Consider the following 19578-nt stretch of genomic DNA (forward strand, 5'->3'; position numbering starts at 1 on the left):
AGCAAATTAATTTAGAAGTCTATATTGGCGTCAACTAACTCTTGGGTTGACTTCCTACACATAGCTAAATATTTATAATTCTTATTTATATCGTTCATTTTTTTATAAAACTTTTCAGCATTTGACATCCTTACGTAAAGATCTGACACATCGAAAGGACGAGACACCCAACCTTCCAGAGGTTTTCGAGGAACTTCGTAGCCTTTTATTGCGGCGTTATAACTCTTCTTTCCAGCTACTCTATTAAATGGACTTAAGGATCTCTCATTTCTTTCCAATTCTTTCACCCACGGCAAGTAATGTTTCTCTATGAATTCATCTATTTTTCGAAATACTTCCTGATTAAAAAAAGAGTCATTAAATCCGGAAGATTTTCGGAAGGGCAAATTTTTATGCTCTTTAAGGTTTTCGTGTAATTGCTGAAAAAAATAAAATGAGACAGTATCTCTTTCAATCATCTTTCGTGTTTCGTCCGAAATATTCGTGAGGTCAACAACTGAAGCGTTTTCTTTTAGTCCATATTCATATACTTCACCACGCAATTGAAAACTGTTTCCTGCAAAATGTAGTACTGCCAAAGCCCCTAATACTTCTACTAAATGCGCATCATTCGGCTGTTCTTTTTCATTATTTACATAAGGCTTATTCTGCTCATCAGTATCTGCTATATAATATAAAGCATTGTATAAGTTTGAAAATTCTTCTCTTGTATAGTACGTAAGCGCCGCTTTCGTTTTAGTGAGAAAATTATTTGAATCAATATCGCTTTTTTCATCTGGGCTTTCCAACTTAAAATAGGGCATTACAGTTAGTGCTCCTATTTGGCATTCATTTATAACAGGTCTCCGGTGATTTCTTAAGTTTTTAAGCAACAAAGGGAAGCCGGATGCTCCAGTTCCACCGAAGATGGAGCTGATGATAAAAACTCTATCATCTATACCGAAGACATTTTCAAATGCCTTATATCCTGGAGAATCCTTTAAGGAATTTAATACTATACTTCCAACATTTGGGCTTCCTTTGAAGCCAACCGAAAGAGGTTTATTGAAATTATCTTGTGAATACAACAGTGATAAAAGATCTTGAGTGGGACTGTTTTGCGCCAACTCTTCAAGTTCTAAAAATTGCGAAAAAGGTATATCGTGCCGCTCATCAAAATCGTATTCGTCCCTCATGCCCGTGCCAGGGGCTAAAGTTGTCAGCGTAGTTATTTTTGTATTAAAAAAACCATCGTCTACCTTTTGAACATTTTTATAAATTTCATCATGAATATTACCATACAACTTCAGTAAGGTTTTACAATCATTTAATTCTTTTAGATCCTTGTGCGGGTCAATTAATATGGGAATAACATCAAAGTCGCCAGCACGCATGCCCGAGGCCATAAGCATAATCAACGATTTCATCACACGTGCTCCTGTGCCACCAATTCCGAAAACAAATAATCGAGCCATAAATAATTATTTAGTTGTTAAATATGGAGTATGTTTACCCATAGACGAAAAAAGTCTAAAAACAAAAGATAAAATAATGAATCCAATAATTGCAAACAGAAAATTTATAGTACTAATCCATAGCAGATAGCCTGAAACATCACAAACCGGCCTATCTAAAATATTTCTTGCGGTGAGGTAAGTTAGAAGTGCAATTATGACGCAGTTGATAAGCATGGTTATAAACCATGACTTATTTGAATAATACCGGCCGAAACGATTGTTTAAATACAAATAATAAAAAGACAAGGAAATAATCGTTATAGCAAATAGTTGCAAACTTATATCTGCGTATATAGAATACTGAAAATCCTCTTGCACTTCTTTTCCACAAGATTTATATTGCCCAAGATATTCACCCCAAGGCATATAAAAAGTCTCTAACATAAAGTCATATAACTTTCGCATTATTATTTTTTTTGTAAGATGATTTTAATGTCTTTAAAAAATAATCCGGCTTGCTGCCCTTGATAGGCATCATTTATTGCCGTATAAATATTAGTTAGTCCAAAAGTTTTGTCTCTAATTATATCAGCATTTTTGTCTTCATCGTAATTATTATCCGTAATCCAATTTGGCTTAACACTTTTTAGACTAAGATTTAACTGGCTAATTTTATCATTCAACTCGGAAACATTTATGCGAATAAAATGAGTGCAAAAGCTAGCAATAGATTTATCTGTTGGATCATCATCTTGCATTTTTTCGAATATTTCTCTAGTTACAATTTTCTCAATACTTGCTTTAGTGCCGGTTGGATTTAGCGATAAATTTGTTTTTAGATATTCCAGATCCCTGCTATATTTTGGAAAGTTTTCCAGATTCAAGCCTATCCAAAAGCCAAGACTATCGTGTGAGTCAACATTATTTAAAACTAAATAAGCGGCTTTACCTCCGAGACATTCGATTGATTCAAATGTACCTCTGATGTCTGCATAAGGAATAACGCTGTAATATGGCTTAGAGTAAGAAAATCCAAAATTAACTTCATTATAGTCCTGATTAAACACCTTCAAAGATGCGAAAATCCGAGACTTTATTACGTCAATATTTTCCTGTTTACCTTGTATTAGAATGTAATATGGAGAATTTGAAACTTTGACGTTTTTTCCTAAAAAATCAGAGTTTAACAATAATAGCGAAGTAGACAAATTGGTATTTTTAATCTGATCACTTATAAGTGTAACTGACTGCCCGACTAGTTTTTGCTCTTCGGGAGAATAGATCATATCTGAAATCAAGATTGCCACTTTTCCGGAATCTTCATAATTGTTTATTGTATCAAGCATTATTGGAATTGATGTATTCAACCCCCATTCAAATCTTCCATAACTTATTTTAGATATTGCATCATCTAAATTCAACAATTGCGGTTTTTGCGACGATTCTTTTATAGAGTAAAAATGAATATTGAGAACCTTCAACCTTGTGGCAATATTTGGAATGATCTTTTGAAACGAGGTAGTTGTAGAATTTGAAGGCATATATCCACTCATACTCCCAGAGGTTTCTAAAAAAATATTTACCTCACTAATCGCAGGCTTTGCATTGACTATTGAATCTATAACAGGACAACAATTGCATTGTAAATTCGCGTTAATACAGTCTTTATTGCAAACTCCAGAAGTATCACATCCGCTTAAAATTAACAAGAAGCAAATGCAAAATATGTACAAAATTGCATCTATAGTGGTCGGAAGCGTATTTTTGAGATTTGGATGATAAAGTTTATTGTTTTTCAACAGATTTTTATAAATTTAAAGTTTAAAAGAGTATTACAACTTTATTTAAAATTAGTAGGCTGGTTTTGATCTTAACTTAAAATATTCCTCGTAAGTAAAAAATACATCCAAATTCTTTACATCTGCTCCATTCCGAAGAGACACAGCGGCTTTAATTTTAGAATAATTATTCATTTCATCATAGCTTAAATCAAAAATTTCCTGGATAGCATTTTTTAGGCTTGATTCTTTATCACTCACATAACCATCTTCATATATTTTTTCTAACTGATTTTGAATCAATAGTTCAACATCAGATTTGTTATGGTATAGAAAGTCTCCTCTTTGAATATTAAACAGATTTTTCAAAAATTTAATTTCTTGAATTTCATTATCCGTAATAATCTGATCGTCTAAAGCAATTTTAATATATGCGAAGATTAAATGCAAAAAATCAACTTTTGCAATTGATGGGTTAATATTATCCTTTAATAATATTTCCTTTACTTTCTCTCTTGTTATCTTTTGAGTTGCTAATAAATCACATATACTTCTCAAATATCCAGGTAACAAAATTTCCTTATCAATCTGAAGACAAGCAGTTGTTAAGTTATCAAAATACATTCTATTACAATTAGCAGCTTTTACAAAGCATTATTTGCAGGATTGATAAATTGATGTTAAAAATAACACATCAATCTTGAAATTTAAAATTAAATCTCTACAAACTAAAAAGTCCGGATATTCTGTCGGTAGCGAATCAGCTAAATAAAGGAAGTTAGTTTGGTTGTCTGTCATCATTTAATTTGAAGGATAGTAAGATAATATTGTTTTAGCTCCCTCCCTAGAGAGTTTGTTTTCTGCAAGCAAATTCTTCACTACTTTTTCCTTCTCTTTAAACCTATGTTCCGGAACAAGTTCTACTATAAAACGGTAAGGTTTATCCAAATAATTTTTGTTGTCATCCTCCCATTCCCTCAATCCTATTCTTGTAGATTGGATTGGTTTTTCAATCTTAATTTTTCGTTCTTCTAATTCACTTAAATATATACACCCTTTTTCCTCAACAATGTTCCCTAGTGCAATAAAAACTTCGGAAACAATTTTAGTGATTTGGTTGATGTATTGATTAGTTTCTAAATTTTTTATTCCCCTGATTAAAATACCTCCGAATGTAGGATAGGATGCGTTACCAAATGTTATATCAAGCCCCCTAGCTTTGTTATAATAAAGCTGCCCTGTTGTCATCTGTTGTTGTTCTCCGTGGACATACGGATCTTCATGGTTGTCCTTGTCTAAATAATAAAATTCGCACTCAGTAATTCTATAACGGTTTTTGCCGACGTTAAGACATATATCATTCATTAAGTGGTAAGCAACGGAACTAAACCATTCTTTCTCGTTACCGTATTTGCCCTCTCTGTTTAATTCTTTCCAAAAAGATTTTAGTTTGTTTGATATTATTAAAATTTATAAACCGAATGTCTTTTGTCCACAGATGTCCAAAGGTGAATGCATCTTAATCTAGGGAATTTTGTAATTTTTCTACGACAATGTATTAGTCTTACTATTGTTTTATCACTGTCATCAAACCACATTCTTCACCAAGTCAAAACAATGATATTTTGAAAATATTGTTGGCCCTTTTCGCATCAATCCAAGATTCAATTTCTTGATAGATTTTACAACTATTGGCTCAGTCAATAAAATATCTTCTACCTCCTTTAAGTCTGAGAAATACATACTTACCTGGTCAACACCACCCGCTTTATAGTTTCCCTCAACAAAATCAATATCAGGATAGCGTGTCAAAATTCTATTTATGTCTTTAGGCGTCTGCATAAAAAGCGTTGACAAAACAAAAAACGCAAACGGTTCATTCAGTTCTGCATCATATCCGGCTACAAATACTTCCATAAAATTTACATTCATGCAAAAATACCGCGGAAAGCTATTTTTATTTGTTCCTGGCAAGCACGACAATGACCAAAACTCTTGCTCTGTTTTTTTAAAAGCAGGAAGACATTTATAAAGGTAGGTGTTTAAGATTCGTTTGAAAAGAGGATAATCCTTATTTGCTTTTAGTGTTTCAAACCTTTGCCGATACCTGATTTTATCTTTTTCTGCTACTTCCTCATACAAGTCCTTTCCATCATTAGGAATCTCCTTATTATTTTCCAACCAGTCTTTCTGTTGCTCAGGAGAAATGATCTCATCCAGGTTTGATTTTCCAAAAACATGTGAAACATGAACGATATTTTTAAGCAAAAGCCCATCCGATTCCGCATCATGAATTAATTTTTGCTCCACCTCATTTAATTTTTCTCGTTCAACAGTTTGGAACCATAGATGTTCAATATTGTCGTAACTCATACAATGCTGCCTGAAACGTTTAACAACGTCTTTCGCTTGTCCGATATAGTAGGTCTTATCTGAAAATTTGAGTAAATAGATCCCGCAGCGGGTTTGTTCTGTAAATAAGTGTGCAATGGAATTTTTTCCTTTTACATCACATGGATTATCAAAATGAAAGCCGAGGCTGTTAATTATTGGTTTTTCTGTCATGAATAAAAAGTGTTTGCAATAAAGTAAATGGCAAAATAAATTTATGAATAAATGTTTTATTTTCAATTCGTGTTTTTTATGATCCCCTGGCAGAGGCTTCCTGTCTTGCTGAAATCACGATCTTGTACCGGTAAACAAATAATTATCTCCATTCTTTCTTAATACCTAATGCAACATTACACGTAATCCCAAATCACTCCTACTAATCCATTTCGTACATGATTGCCGTGGAGATAATTCAGTCACTCTTTTTTTCGCTCATGAATTGCAAAATATTAAATGATTCAGAACCGTCCTCGTTACAAACGAGGACTAGTTGTGGGCCCCTTTATATTAAGGTCAACATAGTTTTTACCTCTGACACTTTGGAATGATTTAAGAGCATTGACCCTTTTGAGAAATTCATTTTTGCTTATCATCTTAAATTTAATTTTTAAAATTACCCCACCTCTCCCCACCATTCCCTATACCTCGCTTCGGCCTGCTCCATTATTTCATCCATGATCTCTTTTAATTCAGCGCTTACACCTTTCTTCATCAAAACCCTTTTTACAGCAAGCATGATCTGCGCTTTCGCATCCGGCTTTTTGTACCAATCAATTTGCAGGTTCTTTTTTACCACAGTAGTTACTTCTTTTACAATCTCTTTAATCAGCTCAAAATCGCCAACAGCGTTTTTGTGATTGGCGAGTATTTCATAAAAAGCTTCCTCATCTTCTGTTAAACCCAGCACTTTTCTTCTTTCATCTTCTTCCTGCATTTCCCTCGCTGCTTCACGCATTTTTTGCAGGGCTACAAGACTGTCAAAGAAATGATTGTGATAATCGCTGATAATCTTTTCTACTTCTTCTTTCAGCTTTTTGTATTTGATGATGTTCTTAAACTGCCGCAATTTTATTTCTTCATTCATGATCTTCCTGATCAGTTCCAGCTTTAATTCATTACCGCTTTTTTGCTCTTTTGCTGTTGCCAGGAAATCGTCGTTGATAATGGAAATATCAAATTTATCAATGCCAGCCATCGTAAATACATCAACTACTTCTTCACTTTCGATACTTCGGTGAATCAGATCTTTTATCTGCGATTCTTTCTTGCGAATGTTGGTTACCGGATTCCTGATCTTTCTAACCGCAGCGCCTACATGCTGCAGAAATAAAATATCCAATGCCAGTTCTCCAATACGCGGATCAGATTTTATCACCGGAACCAGGGCGGTTAGTTTCATCTCATCGAGCATAAATTCCTTACTCCTTTCTTCATCACTCACAATGTAATTCGTTGCCTGGCTTACTAATTTTAATTGTTCGCCTTTCGACAGGGAAAGCCATTTGTCGTAATTAAAATCTTTAGGTAGTTTAAACTTTAATGCAGCAATAAATTCCGTTGCCAACTCAAAGGCTTCACTGGTATCAATGGTAATATTTCCTTTGCCTCCGCTGGAAGTATATTTCTTTGTTGCGTCTCTCAACTTATCACCAATGCCCATATAGTCTACAATCAAACCGCTCGGCTTGTCTTTAAAAACTGTTGCTACACGATTGATCGCCTGCACCAGGTTGTGGCCGCTCATGATCTTATCTACATATAAAGTATTGAGTGGTGGATTATCAAAACCGGTAAGCCACATATCTCTTACAATAACAATTTTTAAAGGATCATCCGGGTCTTTAAATCTTGCTTTTACAGCTTCAGTACTTTCTTTCGTCCGAACATGCGGTTTCCATTCTTTTGGATCCTTTCCAATGTTGGTGGTCATTACTACTGCAGTTTCCGGGCAGCCTTCGAGATCCGTTAAGGCATCATACATTTTAACACAGTTTCTGCGGCTCATGCAAACAATCATTGCCTTCCCTTCCAAAGCTTTTGAGCGTTCTGTAAAATGATGCAAAATATCTTTTGCAATTTTTGCGACTCTTTCATCCGAGCCCGCCGCATCTTCCACAGCAGCCCACATTACTTTGTTACGGTCTTTTTGTCCCAGGCCATCCATAATTTCTTCCGCTTCCTCCTCGATTTCTGCATTGCCCAAATGAAGTTTTGCCAAACGCGGTTCATAATAAATCGGAACCACTGCATGATCTTCGGTTGCCTGCCTAATGTCGTATGTATGGATCACTTCGCCAAACACTTGCACGGTGTCTGCATCTTTGGTATCAACTGGCGTTCCGGTAAAACCAATGAAAGAAGCGTTGGGAAGGGCTTTGCGAAGATTACTTGCAAAGCCTTTTAATAATCCATATTGGGTTCGGTGGCATTCATCTGCTATAACAATAATATTCTCTCTTGTGCTTAATACCGGATGTTCTGCCTCCTTGCCTTCTTCTAAATCCTTTAACCGGAATTTTTCTATCGTGCTAAAAATAACGCCACCACCTTCGCCCCTTAATAGTTTTCGTAAATCATCTGTATTTTCTGCAAGCGAAACATCGCCGACTAAATCTTTTGCAGCAACAAAATCTTCATACAATTGTTTGTTCAAATCAAACCGGTCCACCTGTACAATGATGGTAGGATTTTTTAATTCTGGCATCTGGCGTAGAATTCCTGCATAAATCGCCATTGTAATACTTTTACCGCTGCGGGTGGTATGCCAGATCACACCAATACGCCCGTCGCCAATAGGCTTTATCGCTTTTAAAGTTTCTATTAACGAATATTGCACACCAAAGAACTGGTGGTACTTTGCAGCTTTTTTTATCAATACCCCTTTATCCCATTCATGAAAGATGTAATGGCGAATATATTGGAGCAATCTTTCCGGAACCAATAAACCTTTTATCAAAGTTTCCAATGCAAAATCATCTTCAACCATATTGATGCCGTCTACACTTTTCCAGGAAGCAAACCATTCCATACCACTGCTGAATGTGCCATGCAAAGTAGTGCTGCCATCGCTAATCACCGTTAATTCATTGGTTTCAAAAACCTGTGGTATATCCTGTATATAATGCTGTATTTGGTTGAATGCATTATCCACAGTAGCATCAATATCAAACAGGTTTTTAAATTCAAACAATACGATGGGAAGGCCATTGATGAAAATGATCAGGTCAGGGCGGCGGCGGTTTCTACCTTCTATGGTAAACTGGTTTACAACCAGGAAATCATTCTTGCTAACCTCTTCATAATTTACAGGATAGAAATGCTGAAACTGTGGTTTGCCATTTTCATCCTTCCATGTTTTGGGAATGCCTTTGCTCAACTTTAAATGAAAAGCATGATTGCGATGATGAATATCAGTACCGGTGTTGAATAAAAATTCCTGCTTTACTTCTTCCAGTATTTTAGCCGGAACGTGCTTATAGGTTTTATAAAGAAATTGCTCAAATACATCTTCAAGTATAGCCTTCTTAGGATTGCGGATGATATCAGGACCGTATTTATAATGGTATGGCTGCATTTGAAGAAGCCATTCTATAGCTGCTTCTTCAATATCACTTTCAGCAAGAAATTTATGAGCCATAAGCAGTAAACGAAGTTTTATTGAAGATTTTTATTTTATGCTGGTTTACAATCCGCTAATTCGTTTTCTATTAATTCTTCTTCATCTATTATTTTATCCACATCAATTTCTCCGGACATGAGTTTGGGAAGTAGGGTGTCACGAATTTGAGAAAGCGAATTATTTTCCTTTAGATTATTTTCTATCTGTAAAAAAAGAGAATTTACTTCTTGGTGAAACTTGCTTACAACTGAAATTGATGGAACAACTAATTCTAAATTCTGAATAACAATCTGACTGATATTTTGCTGTGCTGAACCACTTGCACGATTTATCAGTTGCTGTTTATTTTCTTTTAAAAATTGGAAAATAAATGTGTAAGGATAATTATCATTTGGGAGAATCGCGCAGATTGCTTGATTGCAAGTAGCGTCCATACTTAAAGTTGCTATTTCCCCCACGGTAGCTCCATACATTGCGACTAAAACAGAATGTTTAGGAAGAATTTTTGCAGAAGAATTGTTTAACGCTACAATTGTTATTTTTTCCTCTGTATCAAGTATGAAACCGTTATTTAATTCCTTTGATTTCACCCAGAAAATATTACCATCATTGTAATAATCCATTTTGGTCCTACTTGGAGTTCCTCCTGATGTCGTTTTATACATTTCGTTCAACTTCCCCCATCTCCATCCTTCCGGTAAGTTATCAGGATCAATATTATCAACAAAATAATGATTGAATAAAGCCTGCGCCATTTGTTCCAATGTGTGGTTCATGCGGCGGTTGAGTTCTATTTTGTCATCGAGGGAAGAGAGGATGGAGGCGATGCGGATTTGGGTCGGGAAGTCAGGAAGAAGGAATTGAATATTTTTTAAATTATTCCAATCAGCTCTCGGCATTCTCGTTCCATTGCTACTCTGATTTGATAATGAAATAAATTCTTCGCTTGCTAAAAAGTAGAACAAAAAGCTTTGATCAAATTCTTTTCTTGCTCTGATAACCCAAATGTCAGTTGAGCAAACTCCCGAAAATTTTGGTCTATAAACTTTTCTGAAATAAGGCCTAAGTTTTCCAAATAAAATATCACCCTTTTTAAAGCGAAATTTATTACTTGTTACTTCAGAAGATTTTCCAATGCTATATAATCTTAGTGTTTGCTGTTCTATATGTTCTAAACCTATATAAAATAGTTCTCCATTAGATGAAGGATGGAATCCATCTTTAATAATTTCAGCAAACTCAGAAAACTTATATTTCTCCCAATCACTCATTTACTTGTTGTTGGTATTTTTTTATTTGCAATATTTATTGTGATGTATTTTCAGGGTTGTCCTATTCAATTTCTTAACTAAATAGAATTTGGATGATAGAATTTGATATTAATAAACTCTTTATCCAAATGCATAAACTTTCCATCTGTAGTTAATAAAGTTGCATTTGCAACAAAAGCTGTTGCTGCAATCCACATATCATTTTTTCCCATTGGCTTTGCAGCCCCTGGCATTTTTTTAGAAGGATGTCGTTTTAAACTGAATGCATCAATTTCAGCATAAGCATTTAACAATTTTTCATCATCAGCATTTATATCTATTATCAACAACTGGCTTAATAATTTATTAAGGATGTTAACTTTTCTTTCGCCCCAGCCATTTTGTAATGCCAATGAATAAATCTCACCTTTTGTAATCACAGAAATCATTATGAAGGCATCATCCTCATCAAGCTTATTATCCTCACTAATCTGCCTGAAAAGTTTTGGTTCTGCTTTCAGATAAGCCATTAAAATGTTTGTGTCAAGAATAAAATTTCTCATTCATCCAGCATTTTTAAAAGGTCATCAAAACTTTCATCACCGGGCCATTTACCAATCAAGTCAGACAATGGATTTTTTTTCTTTCCTTGTTTTAGTTGAAATAATACCTGTTGCTCAACAGTCATTGCTTTTGGCTTTCTTGAAAAGAAATCGTCACTCTTGCCAGGTTCAAAATATTGTTCAATCTCAATATAAGACAGTTGGCCGCCCGGCCTGTAATTTGCAATTCCGGAAATGGTTACTTCTTTCCCCATATAATTAACAATCCCATGTATAATGGAATTATCATTAGCAAAAATATTTACTACTCCCTCTTTAGTCAAGAGGCCTAATCTGTTCTTTGACACCTTCATCTCATCCAATTGCCCATTGATGATTATTTTTCGTGGCTCAGGAATACTTTCTTCAAGTACTTCTATTTTTTTAAAATCCTCCCTGGTTACTTCAATCTCCGGAATAGAATTTCTATTGGAAAAAAAGAAAACCTCATTATCGCTTGCAAAGTTTTTTTTAAATTTTAAAAGTGATTTTAAAAGCGGTTTATCTAAATAGTCTTTATCTTCATTTTCCAATAAAGCTGACCGGAAAGACTGAATAACCAATGCCATCGGTGTAAGTTTCAAAATCTCTTGGGTTGGCCTAAAGAAATCCAATTGCAGTTTCTTAATTGTTTCTTCAAAATGGTCGCAGTCAATCAGCATAGAGGTTCCTTCCAGTTTGTTTCCTGAAAGGCTTTCTAATCTTAAAAATAATGCGGCTTTTAATTTTGAATCAGGTTTAATATCACTAAATCCCCGCAGCCTTAGCATTAATGCTTTGGTGGCAATTTCTTTAGTGCTTTGAGTAATTAAATTTAGCCGATCAAATTCTAAATAGCCGTTATCTTCCTTTGCACCCCGTATTTTAATATCATAATTCATTGCTGTTTTTTAATTTTTAGGACACTCAATATTACTTCAATTCTTTTTAATTGAGATTCTAATTTAATGCCATTTTCAAATTGTGCCATCAATCTTTTGATTTATTTCTAACAACTTAATTCTGTAATTCTTTTCCCTATTCAACCAATATTTCGAGCTAATACCAAATACTTTTTCAAGCTTTGAAGCTGTATTTGCGGTTATAGCTTCTTTACCTGAAATAATATTTTGCACTTCAGTAAGTGAAACATCTATGCATTGAGCAAAAGTTAATTGAGGCATCTCCAGATGTTCCAGCATTTCCACTATATCATCACCCGGTGAAGTGAGTAATTCTAATTCCACTTTCAGTTGTTCGTTCATCATGTTAATTTTTTTCAAAACCCAATACCCCTCAAATTTCCTTTAATCTCCTTCTCCAATCTTTCCCCTTCCTCAAACTGCTCCATTAATTCCGTAGTTAATTTTTGCATCTTTTCTTCAAAGGAAATTCCATCATCCTCTTCTGCTTCCGTTCCTACATAGCGCCCGGGAGAAAGAACATAACTATTTGCTTTTACTTCTTCCAAAGTAGCGGTTTTGCAAAAGCCTGCAACATCGACTTCGACAGGCTCAGTCTGATAGTTACGCCAGGTATGATAAGCATCTGCGATCTTTTTCAAATCTTCCTCTTCAAATACACGTAACCTCCGGCTTACCATTTTACCCAGCTTTCGCGCATCAATGAATAATATTTCATTCATTCGTTCGCGGTGCAAGCCATCTTTACCATCCCGGTTTTTGCTGAGAATAAACAGGCAGGCAGGAATGCCTGTAGTTAAGAAAAGCTTATCCGGCATTTGGACAATACAATCCACCATGCCGTTTTCTATCATGTATTCACGTACATTTTTCTCACCCGCGCTTCCTGATGTCATGGCACCATTTGCCATCACCACACCTGCCGTTCCTTTTTCATTTAAATGATACCACAAAGTTTGAAACCACATATAGTTGGCATTGCCTGGTGTGGTAAATTGTTCTTTAGCGCCAAACAAACGGGGATCATTATCCGGCAGGTCTTCAGGATGCCAGTTGCTGATATTAAAAGGCGGGTTCATTAAAGCATAATCTGCTTTAAGCTCGGGAAAGCGGTCAACCAATAAAGTATCACCAAGTTTTACATCAAAAGAAAGATTGCGCAGCAACAGGTTCATTTTGCAAAGCCGCAGTGTGCCTTCATAGCGTTCCTGTCCGTAAATAGAAATATCGTTTTTATCGCCGCCATGTGCCTGCACAAATTTTAAACTTTGCACAAACATACCGCCGCTGCCACACGCCAGATCCATGATGCGGCCTTTCAATGGCTCAATCATTTCTACCAGCAATCGAACTACAGAACCGGGCGTAAAGAATTGCCCTGCACCACTGCCTTCTGCCTGTGCAAACTTGCCGATGTAATATTCATAGACCCGCCCGTAAATATCACTTTGCGGATTTGCGGCTTCAGAAAACTTTTCATTAGAAAATAAATTGATCAATCCTGCTACCTGTGAAACAGATAACTGGCTCTTCACAAAAATCGGCTCCAGCACACCTTTGTAATCAGGATTTCTATTAGCGAGGATTTCATCTATTTCCACAAAGGCTTTATCCACCTTCACTTTGATATCATCCTGCTCGGCATTGTTGCGCAGATACGTCCAGGTGGCTTCTTCCGGAAGTTTGTAAACATTTTTCACCTGGTATTCCAGTTCATCTTCCATCAAAGCCAGTTGCACGACTTTGTCTGCATTAAAATAATCAGAGCCGGGGGTATTAAATTCTTTCTGTAATTCGGCCTTGCGGATCTCATATCTCTCGCTCATGTGCTTTACAAAAAGCAGAGAAAGAACGTAATCTTTGTATTGGTTTTCAGCAACAGCGCCACGAAGTTCATTGGCCGCGTTCCATAATTCATTTTCGAAATCTATATCAGCCTTTAGTTTTGATGTCTTGGATTTTGCCATTAGCTAACTTGTAATTAATTAATTTTCTAAGTGAGTAGCAGTCGGAATGTTTTCAGAATGAAAAACTTCTGTCATCAAATATATAAGAATCTGCTAAAAGGTGGATGAGAAAAAAACAAGAAATAGAATTATTTGTCATTTTACAGTGTAACAATTCCAGGTTTTTGTAGTGCATTCGCTGTCTTATTTCTTCTTCTTCTTTTCCACCATTTCTTCTCTTTTCTGCCATCTGTCAATCGGCTGGCGACAAAGCAATCTCCCGGTTATGACGTTGCTTCTTACAGTCGTCATTGCGAGGAGCCTGTATATTTTCCTTTTTTGATGAATTCCAATGGCGACAAAGCAATCTCCTTAAACCGTCATTGTGAGGAGCTTGAATAATCCCGTTCTTTTGATTAATGCCAATGGCGACGAAGCAATCTCATTTCACCTGGAAGTTTTTCAATGTGCCTCGCAATGACGCCGCCGTGGCGAGATAGATTTTCCATATGTAGATTTCCAGTTTCACTCATTCACGGCATTTCCAATTTCCCTTTTCTACTCCCCTACAAACATAGCACTCACCAAATCCGCAGGCATAAACGCCTGTTTATTTATCGCCACTTCCTGGCCGTTTTTAATCATGTTATATTGAAGGTAAATGCCGGTTACTATTACAGTTCCGGGCGGCATGGGCACTGGTAAGGGCACTGCCTGCGCAGGAATTTCAGCATTGTTATACTCAAAATGCAGGGAGGTGGAATATCCGCCGGTAGCAATTCCGGTAGCCCGGCCGAAACCTCCGGCGGCAATAGTACAATTTACAGACACCGTTCCTGCGGGCGCAGAAATATTTTTTGAGGGAATAAAGGTTGGAACAGCTAACTGTAAGTTTCCTACAACATTGCGGCTTACTACCAGCGCGACTTTCCATCTTTCAGTTACCGTGTAGCCTGTGGTAAACTGCAAGCCACTAATAAAAGGCAGATCGGTATTTGGCCCGGGCGCTTCACCCTGCGGCGATTGAAGATATTGATAAATGGCGCTCACCAATCGTGTTTGCATTTTATTATCCGAAGGAAACGGGATCACCGGCATCAATTGTTGCCTCACCGCTTTCCCGGCCCGTGAGGCAATGCCGAATTGTTTGCCTCTTGCCTTCGTGGCTTTTGTTTGCTTTACTTTTTGGGGAACCGTGCGTACGCAATAGGTATCTCCCAGTTTATAAAATACCAGGTTGTTAATCCTTCCTGTAAGCTGTACGGTTATTTTGGATGCCATTAGTTATCGGTTTGTATTGTATTTACATCATAGCTTCAATATGCCAAAGCTCTTCCTGCTTCTTACCTTCTTCACAGTAAGTGCGGGGTAAGTGCGGCATATGCCGTAGATGCTCTGCACTTTACCGGGCGGAAAATATAAGGTATAACGAAGGAGGAGGCGCTTTGGTATCTTTTAATTTTATTGGATAAAAATTCAGATCCCGCAAAATACTCATGGTATTTCCGCAAGAAAAATGGACATATTATAGTAAATATATAATTGAAAAAACAGTTATTTCCTTGTTCACTGGCTTATTTTACTGATTTGCGGTTTTAAAAAAAATAATTTGCGGTTTTTGCACTTTTAATGAATCTTTGCCATAAGTTTGTTAAACGCAAACCATAATCGTAATGCTTAAGATTGAGAGACAGTCCTTTATTCTTCACCAGGTAAATCTTCACAACAAAGTATTATCAACTGACCTTAGTAAACAAATGAAAGTGTCAGACGATACGATACGAAGAGATATTCAGCAACTGGCTGATGATGGAAAAGTGATTAAATTTCATGGCGGCGCCCTTTCGCCGTCGTTTCATAATAACCATAGCTCGTCAAAAGATGTGTATGCTTACACGCAAAAAAAGATAATTGCGCAAAAAGCCATTTCAATCATTAAGGATGGAATGTTTGTATTAACTACCGGGGGAACCACTATTATTGAAATGGCAAGGGCACTCCCACCTGAGCTTCATGCAACATTCATTTCAGGGAGCATTCCGGCGCTGGCTGAATATATAGTTCATCCCAATATTGAAGTAATAGCCATTGGCGACAAGATTTCAAAAGATTCCAAAATAACAGTCGGGTCCGACGCAATCTCAAGGATTAAAGAGCTAAAAGTGGATTTATGCATTTTGGGTATCTCGGCCATTAATCTTGAAACCGGAGTTTCGGATAATGACTGGGAAGTAGTCCAGATAAAAAAAGCAATGATCGCAGCTTCCCAAAAAGTAGCCTGCCTTACCATTTCAGAAAAAATTAATTCGAGGCAACCCTTCCAGGTATGCGAGATTAATAAAATTGATACTATTGTAACAGAACTTTCTGCGGAAGATGCACTTTTAGCGCCCTATAAAAGTGTGGGAATAAAAGTTTTATAAATAAAGGCAATCATAATTAAGTATATCAATAACCAGGTTATAAATAAATCCACCACCTTAAAATTTTCAGTATGAATAAATTTTTCAGAACGTTTCTTGTCATCATGCTGCTACACGCAAGCATGGGTGTCTTTGCACAGGAACGAACCATTACAGGGACAGTTGTTTCACAGGATGAAACACCCATCGACGGGGCTTCAGTGATTATCAAAGGAACCACGTCGGGAACTACTACAGACCATGAGGGAAAGTTTTCAATCATGGCAAACCCGGGGAGCACTTTATCTGTTAGCGCAGTAGGATATGTTACGCGCGAAGTAAAACCCGGAAATTCTTCAACCGTTTCTGTTACACTGGAGGCTGCCAACGCCCAATTGCAGGAAGTGGTAGTAACGGCATTGGGAATTAAAAAGGAAAGAAGGGGGCTAGGCTATTCTGTTTCCGATTTGAATTCAACGGAATTAATGAAGAATAAAAATACCAATGTGGTCAATTCCCTGGCCGGGAAAGTTCCGGGAGTAAATATTACCCAGTTTAGCGGTGCTGCAGGTGCGGGTGCATCCATCACCATTCGCGGTGGCAATTCCACTTCTGATGGCAGACAAAACCAGCCCCTGTTTGTGATTGATGGAATTATTTATGATAATTCTACTTCGGTAACGGGAAATACCGGAACCGACGGCCTCTCACGCAGCAATACCACCTATTCAAACCGTATTATGGATATCAATCCGGAAGACATAGCCAGCCTGTCCGTGCTGAAAGGTGCAGCGGCAGCGGCTTTATATGGTTCCAGGGCTGCAGACGGCGTTGTGATAATTACTACCAAGCAGGGAAAAGAAGGAAAAGTAACTGTAAATGTTAACAGTAAAATCAGTACCTCATGGGCTAATAAATTACCTGAAGCCCAAACCGTATTTGGGCCGGGAAGCTATGCCACCAACGGTGTTCTAAATACTTTGACCTACGATTCGTGGGGGCCGAAAATACCGGCAGACAGCACGATTTATGACAACATCGGCAACTTTTTCCAGAACGGAATTGTTTATGATAATAATGTAAACCTGTCCGGAGGCACTAAAAACGGAAGTTTTTATTTGTCAGGATCCAATTTTAACCAAACAGGAATTATTCCCGGAACGGACTATAATAAAACTACCTTCCGGTTGAATGGTGAACAAAAATATGGCCGCTTAACGCTGAACGCAAACGTGGCCTATTCAGTAGCCAACACGGGAAGAACATTGACTACATCAGGGTTATATGGAGGTGGCGGAAACGGCGCTATGGGTGGGGTATACAGTTGGCCGCAAACATTTAATATGAAGAATTATATTAACCCGGATGGCACGCAGTACCGCAAATTTGCCGGAACAGTAGCTTTGGAAGACGACATCAATAACCCTTACTGGATCATAAACGAGGATGATCTTACTTCAAAAACAAACCGTTTTACCGGTGGAGTAAGCGGAAACTTTGCAGTGACCAACTGGTGGGATATTACCGGCAAGATTGGCTATGATCAATACACGACCAATGATTATACGTATATAGCTCCGGGTTCTGCCGTAAGCCCGATGTATCAGACTGGACGGCTCAGCAAAGACATGTTAGCCTACACTTATATTACCACTACGGTAATGAGTAATTTTCATAAAACATTCGGAGAGTTTGATACGCATCTGATGTTGGGATCCACTACGGAGAACACCACTTCTGAAGGTCAAAACCACTGGGGCTATAATTTTGTTACTGCAGGCACTGTCAGCTTCAACAATATCGCGCCGGAAAATAAGTTTTTTACGGACGGAACCACACGCAAGCGATTGGTAGGCGCCTATGGCGAATTGGGCGTATCCTACAAAGACCTTATCTACCTGACTGCCACAGGTCGTAATGACTGGTCATCCACATTGCCCATTTCCAACCGTTCTTACTTTTATCCCTCATTAAGTGGTTCATTTGTATTTACTCAATTATTGCATAGCAACAGTTTTCTTTCGTTCGGTAAAATCCGCGGAAGCTGGGCCCAGGTGGGTAAGGATGCAAATCCTTATGCCACTTTAACGTATGTGAATAGCCCCATTACTATTACTTCCTACACAGGCATCGGCAACCAATACATAAGCGGCAATCCATTCCTGAAACCTGAAATTCAAAAATCATGGGAAATTGGTGGTGAGTTTAGGTTCCTGGATGGCAGATTAGGATTGGATTATACTTACTATCACAGTCAAACACAAAATCAAATTGCACAGCCAAGATTATCCAATGCCAGCGGATATATCCTGGTTTCTATTAACTCGGGGTCTGTAATCAATAAAGGAATGGAAATCGCACTTACCGGCAAACCGATAGCAAAAAAAGATTTCAGTTGGGACGCCACATTAAATTTTTCATATAACGTGGGCAGGCTGGGCGACTTTCTCCCTGGGGTAGCATATTTCTATCCAACTGACGCCCAGTTTGGAACCGTAAAGGCAGCTTCAATTCCGAACGGAGGATATTTCCTTGGGATGACAGGCGTGAAGTATTTACGTGAGGTTGACAAAAATGGAAACGAAATTCCCAACGGACGCTACCAGGTAGATGCCAAGACGGGATTGTATAAATTAAACACCACCAATCCAATTGTTGGTAACCGTGAGCCGGATTTCATTGCAGGCTTCAGTAACACGTTACGGTATAAAAATCTTTCCCTGTCCTTCCTTCTTGATATCCGCAGAGGCGGTGATGTATATAATGGAACGGAATACGCATTAGTGATCAATGGATTAAGCAAAAGAACCCTGGAGAATAACCGGCAATCAGTTACCGTAACCGGTGTCGACAGCCAGACAGGAGAAGACTTTTCCCAGACCTACGAGGCAGACAAATCTTATGTAATTAATGGAACCACTTATTCCGGAACGAATATGATCCAGAGGTATTGGTCGAATTATGCTTCAAATTCTTTAAACTTTATAACATCGGTAAACTGGTTAAAGCTCCGGTCTTTATCGCTGACTTATGATTTTTCAAATATCTTGAAAAACCAAAAAATTATTAAAGGATTATCAGCAACCATTACCGGAACCAACCTGGCCACATGGACTAATTATAAAGGAATGGACCCCGAGGTGAGCGCCGCCGGGGGAACGGGAGGTTCCGGCTCTACCGGAATTGATTACCTCGGCGTTCCTGCAACAGCAAGCGGTGCATTTGGAATCAATCTTACATTTTAAATCAGAG

General features: G+C 37.5%; 15 protein-coding genes. 2 read left to right on the forward strand and 13 right to left on the reverse strand.

What is annotated here, in order from left to right; genetic code table 11:
* Positions 1–11: 11 nt before the first annotated feature.
* From EFY79_RS18520 to EFY79_RS18580, 13 genes are all read right to left on the reverse strand, one after another.
* Positions 12–1454 carry a hypothetical protein gene (locus EFY79_RS18520; RefSeq protein ID WP_123122236.1) on the reverse strand — a complete coding sequence of 481 codons (1443 nt, stop codon included), beginning with the start codon at positions 1452–1454 and terminating at the stop codon, positions 12–14.
* 6 nt (positions 1455–1460) lie between these two features.
* Positions 1461–1901, reverse strand: coding sequence for a hypothetical protein (locus EFY79_RS18525; protein ID WP_123122237.1), 441 nt, complete (start codon positions 1899–1901; stop codon positions 1461–1463).
* A gap of 2 nt (positions 1902–1903) precedes the next feature.
* Positions 1904–3235, reverse strand: a complete 1332-nt coding sequence (locus tag EFY79_RS18530) for a hypothetical protein (RefSeq protein ID WP_148041974.1) — start codon at positions 3233–3235, stop codon at positions 1904–1906.
* A 51-nt stretch (positions 3236–3286) separates the two neighbouring features.
* Positions 3287–3838, reverse strand: a complete 552-nt coding sequence (locus tag EFY79_RS18535) for a hypothetical protein (protein ID WP_123122239.1) — start codon at positions 3836–3838, stop codon at positions 3287–3289.
* 177 nt (positions 3839–4015) lie between these two features.
* Positions 4016–4462 (reverse strand): hypothetical protein, encoded by a 447-nt coding sequence (locus tag EFY79_RS18540; protein ID WP_148041975.1) that lies wholly within the window; start codon positions 4460–4462, stop codon positions 4016–4018.
* A 339-nt stretch (positions 4463–4801) separates the two neighbouring features.
* Complete coding sequence (locus EFY79_RS18545) at positions 4802–5779, reverse strand: GIY-YIG nuclease family protein (protein ID WP_123122241.1); 978 nt, start codon at positions 5777–5779, stop codon at positions 4802–4804.
* 439 nt (positions 5780–6218) lie between these two features.
* Positions 6219–9242, reverse strand: coding sequence for a type I restriction endonuclease subunit R (locus tag EFY79_RS18550; RefSeq protein WP_123122242.1), 3024 nt, complete (start codon positions 9240–9242; stop codon positions 6219–6221).
* A gap of 35 nt (positions 9243–9277) precedes the next feature.
* Entirely contained in the window at positions 9278–10495 is a 1218-nt protein-coding gene (locus EFY79_RS18555; protein ID WP_123122243.1) for a restriction endonuclease subunit S, read from the reverse strand.
* Between the two features lie 77 nt (positions 10496–10572).
* Complete coding sequence (locus EFY79_RS18560) at positions 10573–11037, reverse strand: type II toxin-antitoxin system VapC family toxin (protein WP_123122244.1); 465 nt, start codon at positions 11035–11037, stop codon at positions 10573–10575.
* Complete coding sequence (locus EFY79_RS18565) at positions 11034–11957, reverse strand: hypothetical protein (protein WP_123122245.1); 924 nt, start codon at positions 11955–11957, stop codon at positions 11034–11036. The genes EFY79_RS18560 and EFY79_RS18565 overlap by 4 nt, the downstream gene beginning before the upstream one ends.
* A 75-nt stretch (positions 11958–12032) precedes the next feature.
* Positions 12033–12323, reverse strand: coding sequence for a HigA family addiction module antitoxin (locus EFY79_RS18570; RefSeq protein WP_148041976.1), 291 nt, complete (start codon positions 12321–12323; stop codon positions 12033–12035).
* Between the two features lie 11 nt (positions 12324–12334).
* Positions 12335–13945, reverse strand: a complete 1611-nt coding sequence (locus EFY79_RS18575; RefSeq protein ID WP_123122247.1) for a type I restriction-modification system subunit M — start codon at positions 13943–13945, stop codon at positions 12335–12337.
* Positions 13946–14482: 537 nt separating this feature from the next.
* Positions 14483–15205, reverse strand: a complete 723-nt coding sequence (locus tag EFY79_RS18580; protein WP_123122248.1) for a hypothetical protein — start codon at positions 15203–15205, stop codon at positions 14483–14485.
* Positions 15206–15597: 392 nt separating this feature from the next.
* On the opposite strand from EFY79_RS18580, the gene EFY79_RS18585 reads away from it, so the two are divergent.
* Complete coding sequence (locus EFY79_RS18585) at positions 15598–16347, forward strand: DeoR/GlpR family DNA-binding transcription regulator (RefSeq protein ID WP_123122249.1); 750 nt, start codon at positions 15598–15600, stop codon at positions 16345–16347.
* A gap of 71 nt (positions 16348–16418) precedes the next feature.
* Positions 16419–19571 carry a SusC/RagA family TonB-linked outer membrane protein gene (locus EFY79_RS18590; protein ID WP_123122250.1) on the forward strand — a complete coding sequence of 1051 codons (3153 nt, stop codon included), beginning with the start codon at positions 16419–16421 and terminating at the stop codon, positions 19569–19571.
* Positions 19572–19578: the final 7 nt, after the last annotated feature.

Source organism: Hanamia caeni (assembly GCF_003721595.1).
Taxonomy (GTDB): domain Bacteria; phylum Bacteroidota; class Bacteroidia; order Chitinophagales; family Chitinophagaceae; genus Ginsengibacter; species Ginsengibacter caeni.

Bases quoted from the DNA above. Each gene is read 5' to 3' on its own strand.
- EFY79_RS18585 (WP_123122249.1), top strand. From the start codon at position 15,598: ATGCTTAAGATTGAGAGACAGTCCTTTATTCTTCACCAGGTAAATCTT.
- EFY79_RS18565 (WP_123122245.1), bottom strand. From the start codon at position 11,957: ATGAATTATGATATTAAAATACGGGGTGCAAAGGAAGATAACGGCTAT.
- EFY79_RS18580 (WP_123122248.1), bottom strand. From the start codon at position 15,205: ATGGCATCCAAAATAACCGTACAGCTTACAGGAAGGATTAACAACCTG.
- EFY79_RS18555 (WP_123122243.1), bottom strand. From the start codon at position 10,495: ATGAGTGATTGGGAGAAATATAAGTTTTCTGAGTTTGCTGAAATTATT.
- EFY79_RS18570 (WP_148041976.1), bottom strand. From the start codon at position 12,323: ATGATGAACGAACAACTGAAAGTGGAATTAGAATTACTCACTTCACCG.
- EFY79_RS18560 (WP_123122244.1), bottom strand. From the start codon at position 11,037: ATGAGAAATTTTATTCTTGACACAAACATTTTAATGGCTTATCTGAAA.
- EFY79_RS18535 (WP_123122239.1), bottom strand. From the start codon at position 3,838: ATGTATTTTGATAACTTAACAACTGCTTGTCTTCAGATTGATAAGGAA.
- EFY79_RS18545 (WP_123122241.1), bottom strand. From the start codon at position 5,779: ATGACAGAAAAACCAATAATTAACAGCCTCGGCTTTCATTTTGATAAT.
- EFY79_RS18520 (WP_123122236.1), bottom strand. From the start codon at position 1,454: ATGGCTCGATTATTTGTTTTCGGAATTGGTGGCACAGGAGCACGTGTG.
- EFY79_RS18540 (WP_148041975.1), bottom strand. From the start codon at position 4,462: ATGACAACAGGGCAGCTTTATTATAACAAAGCTAGGGGGCTTGATATA.
- EFY79_RS18575 (WP_123122247.1), bottom strand. From the start codon at position 13,945: ATGGCAAAATCCAAGACATCAAAACTAAAGGCTGATATAGATTTCGAA.
- EFY79_RS18590 (WP_123122250.1), top strand. From the start codon at position 16,419: ATGAATAAATTTTTCAGAACGTTTCTTGTCATCATGCTGCTACACGCA.
- EFY79_RS18550 (WP_123122242.1), bottom strand. From the start codon at position 9,242: ATGGCTCATAAATTTCTTGCTGAAAGTGATATTGAAGAAGCAGCTATA.
- EFY79_RS18525 (WP_123122237.1), bottom strand. From the start codon at position 1,901: ATGCGAAAGTTATATGACTTTATGTTAGAGACTTTTTATATGCCTTGG.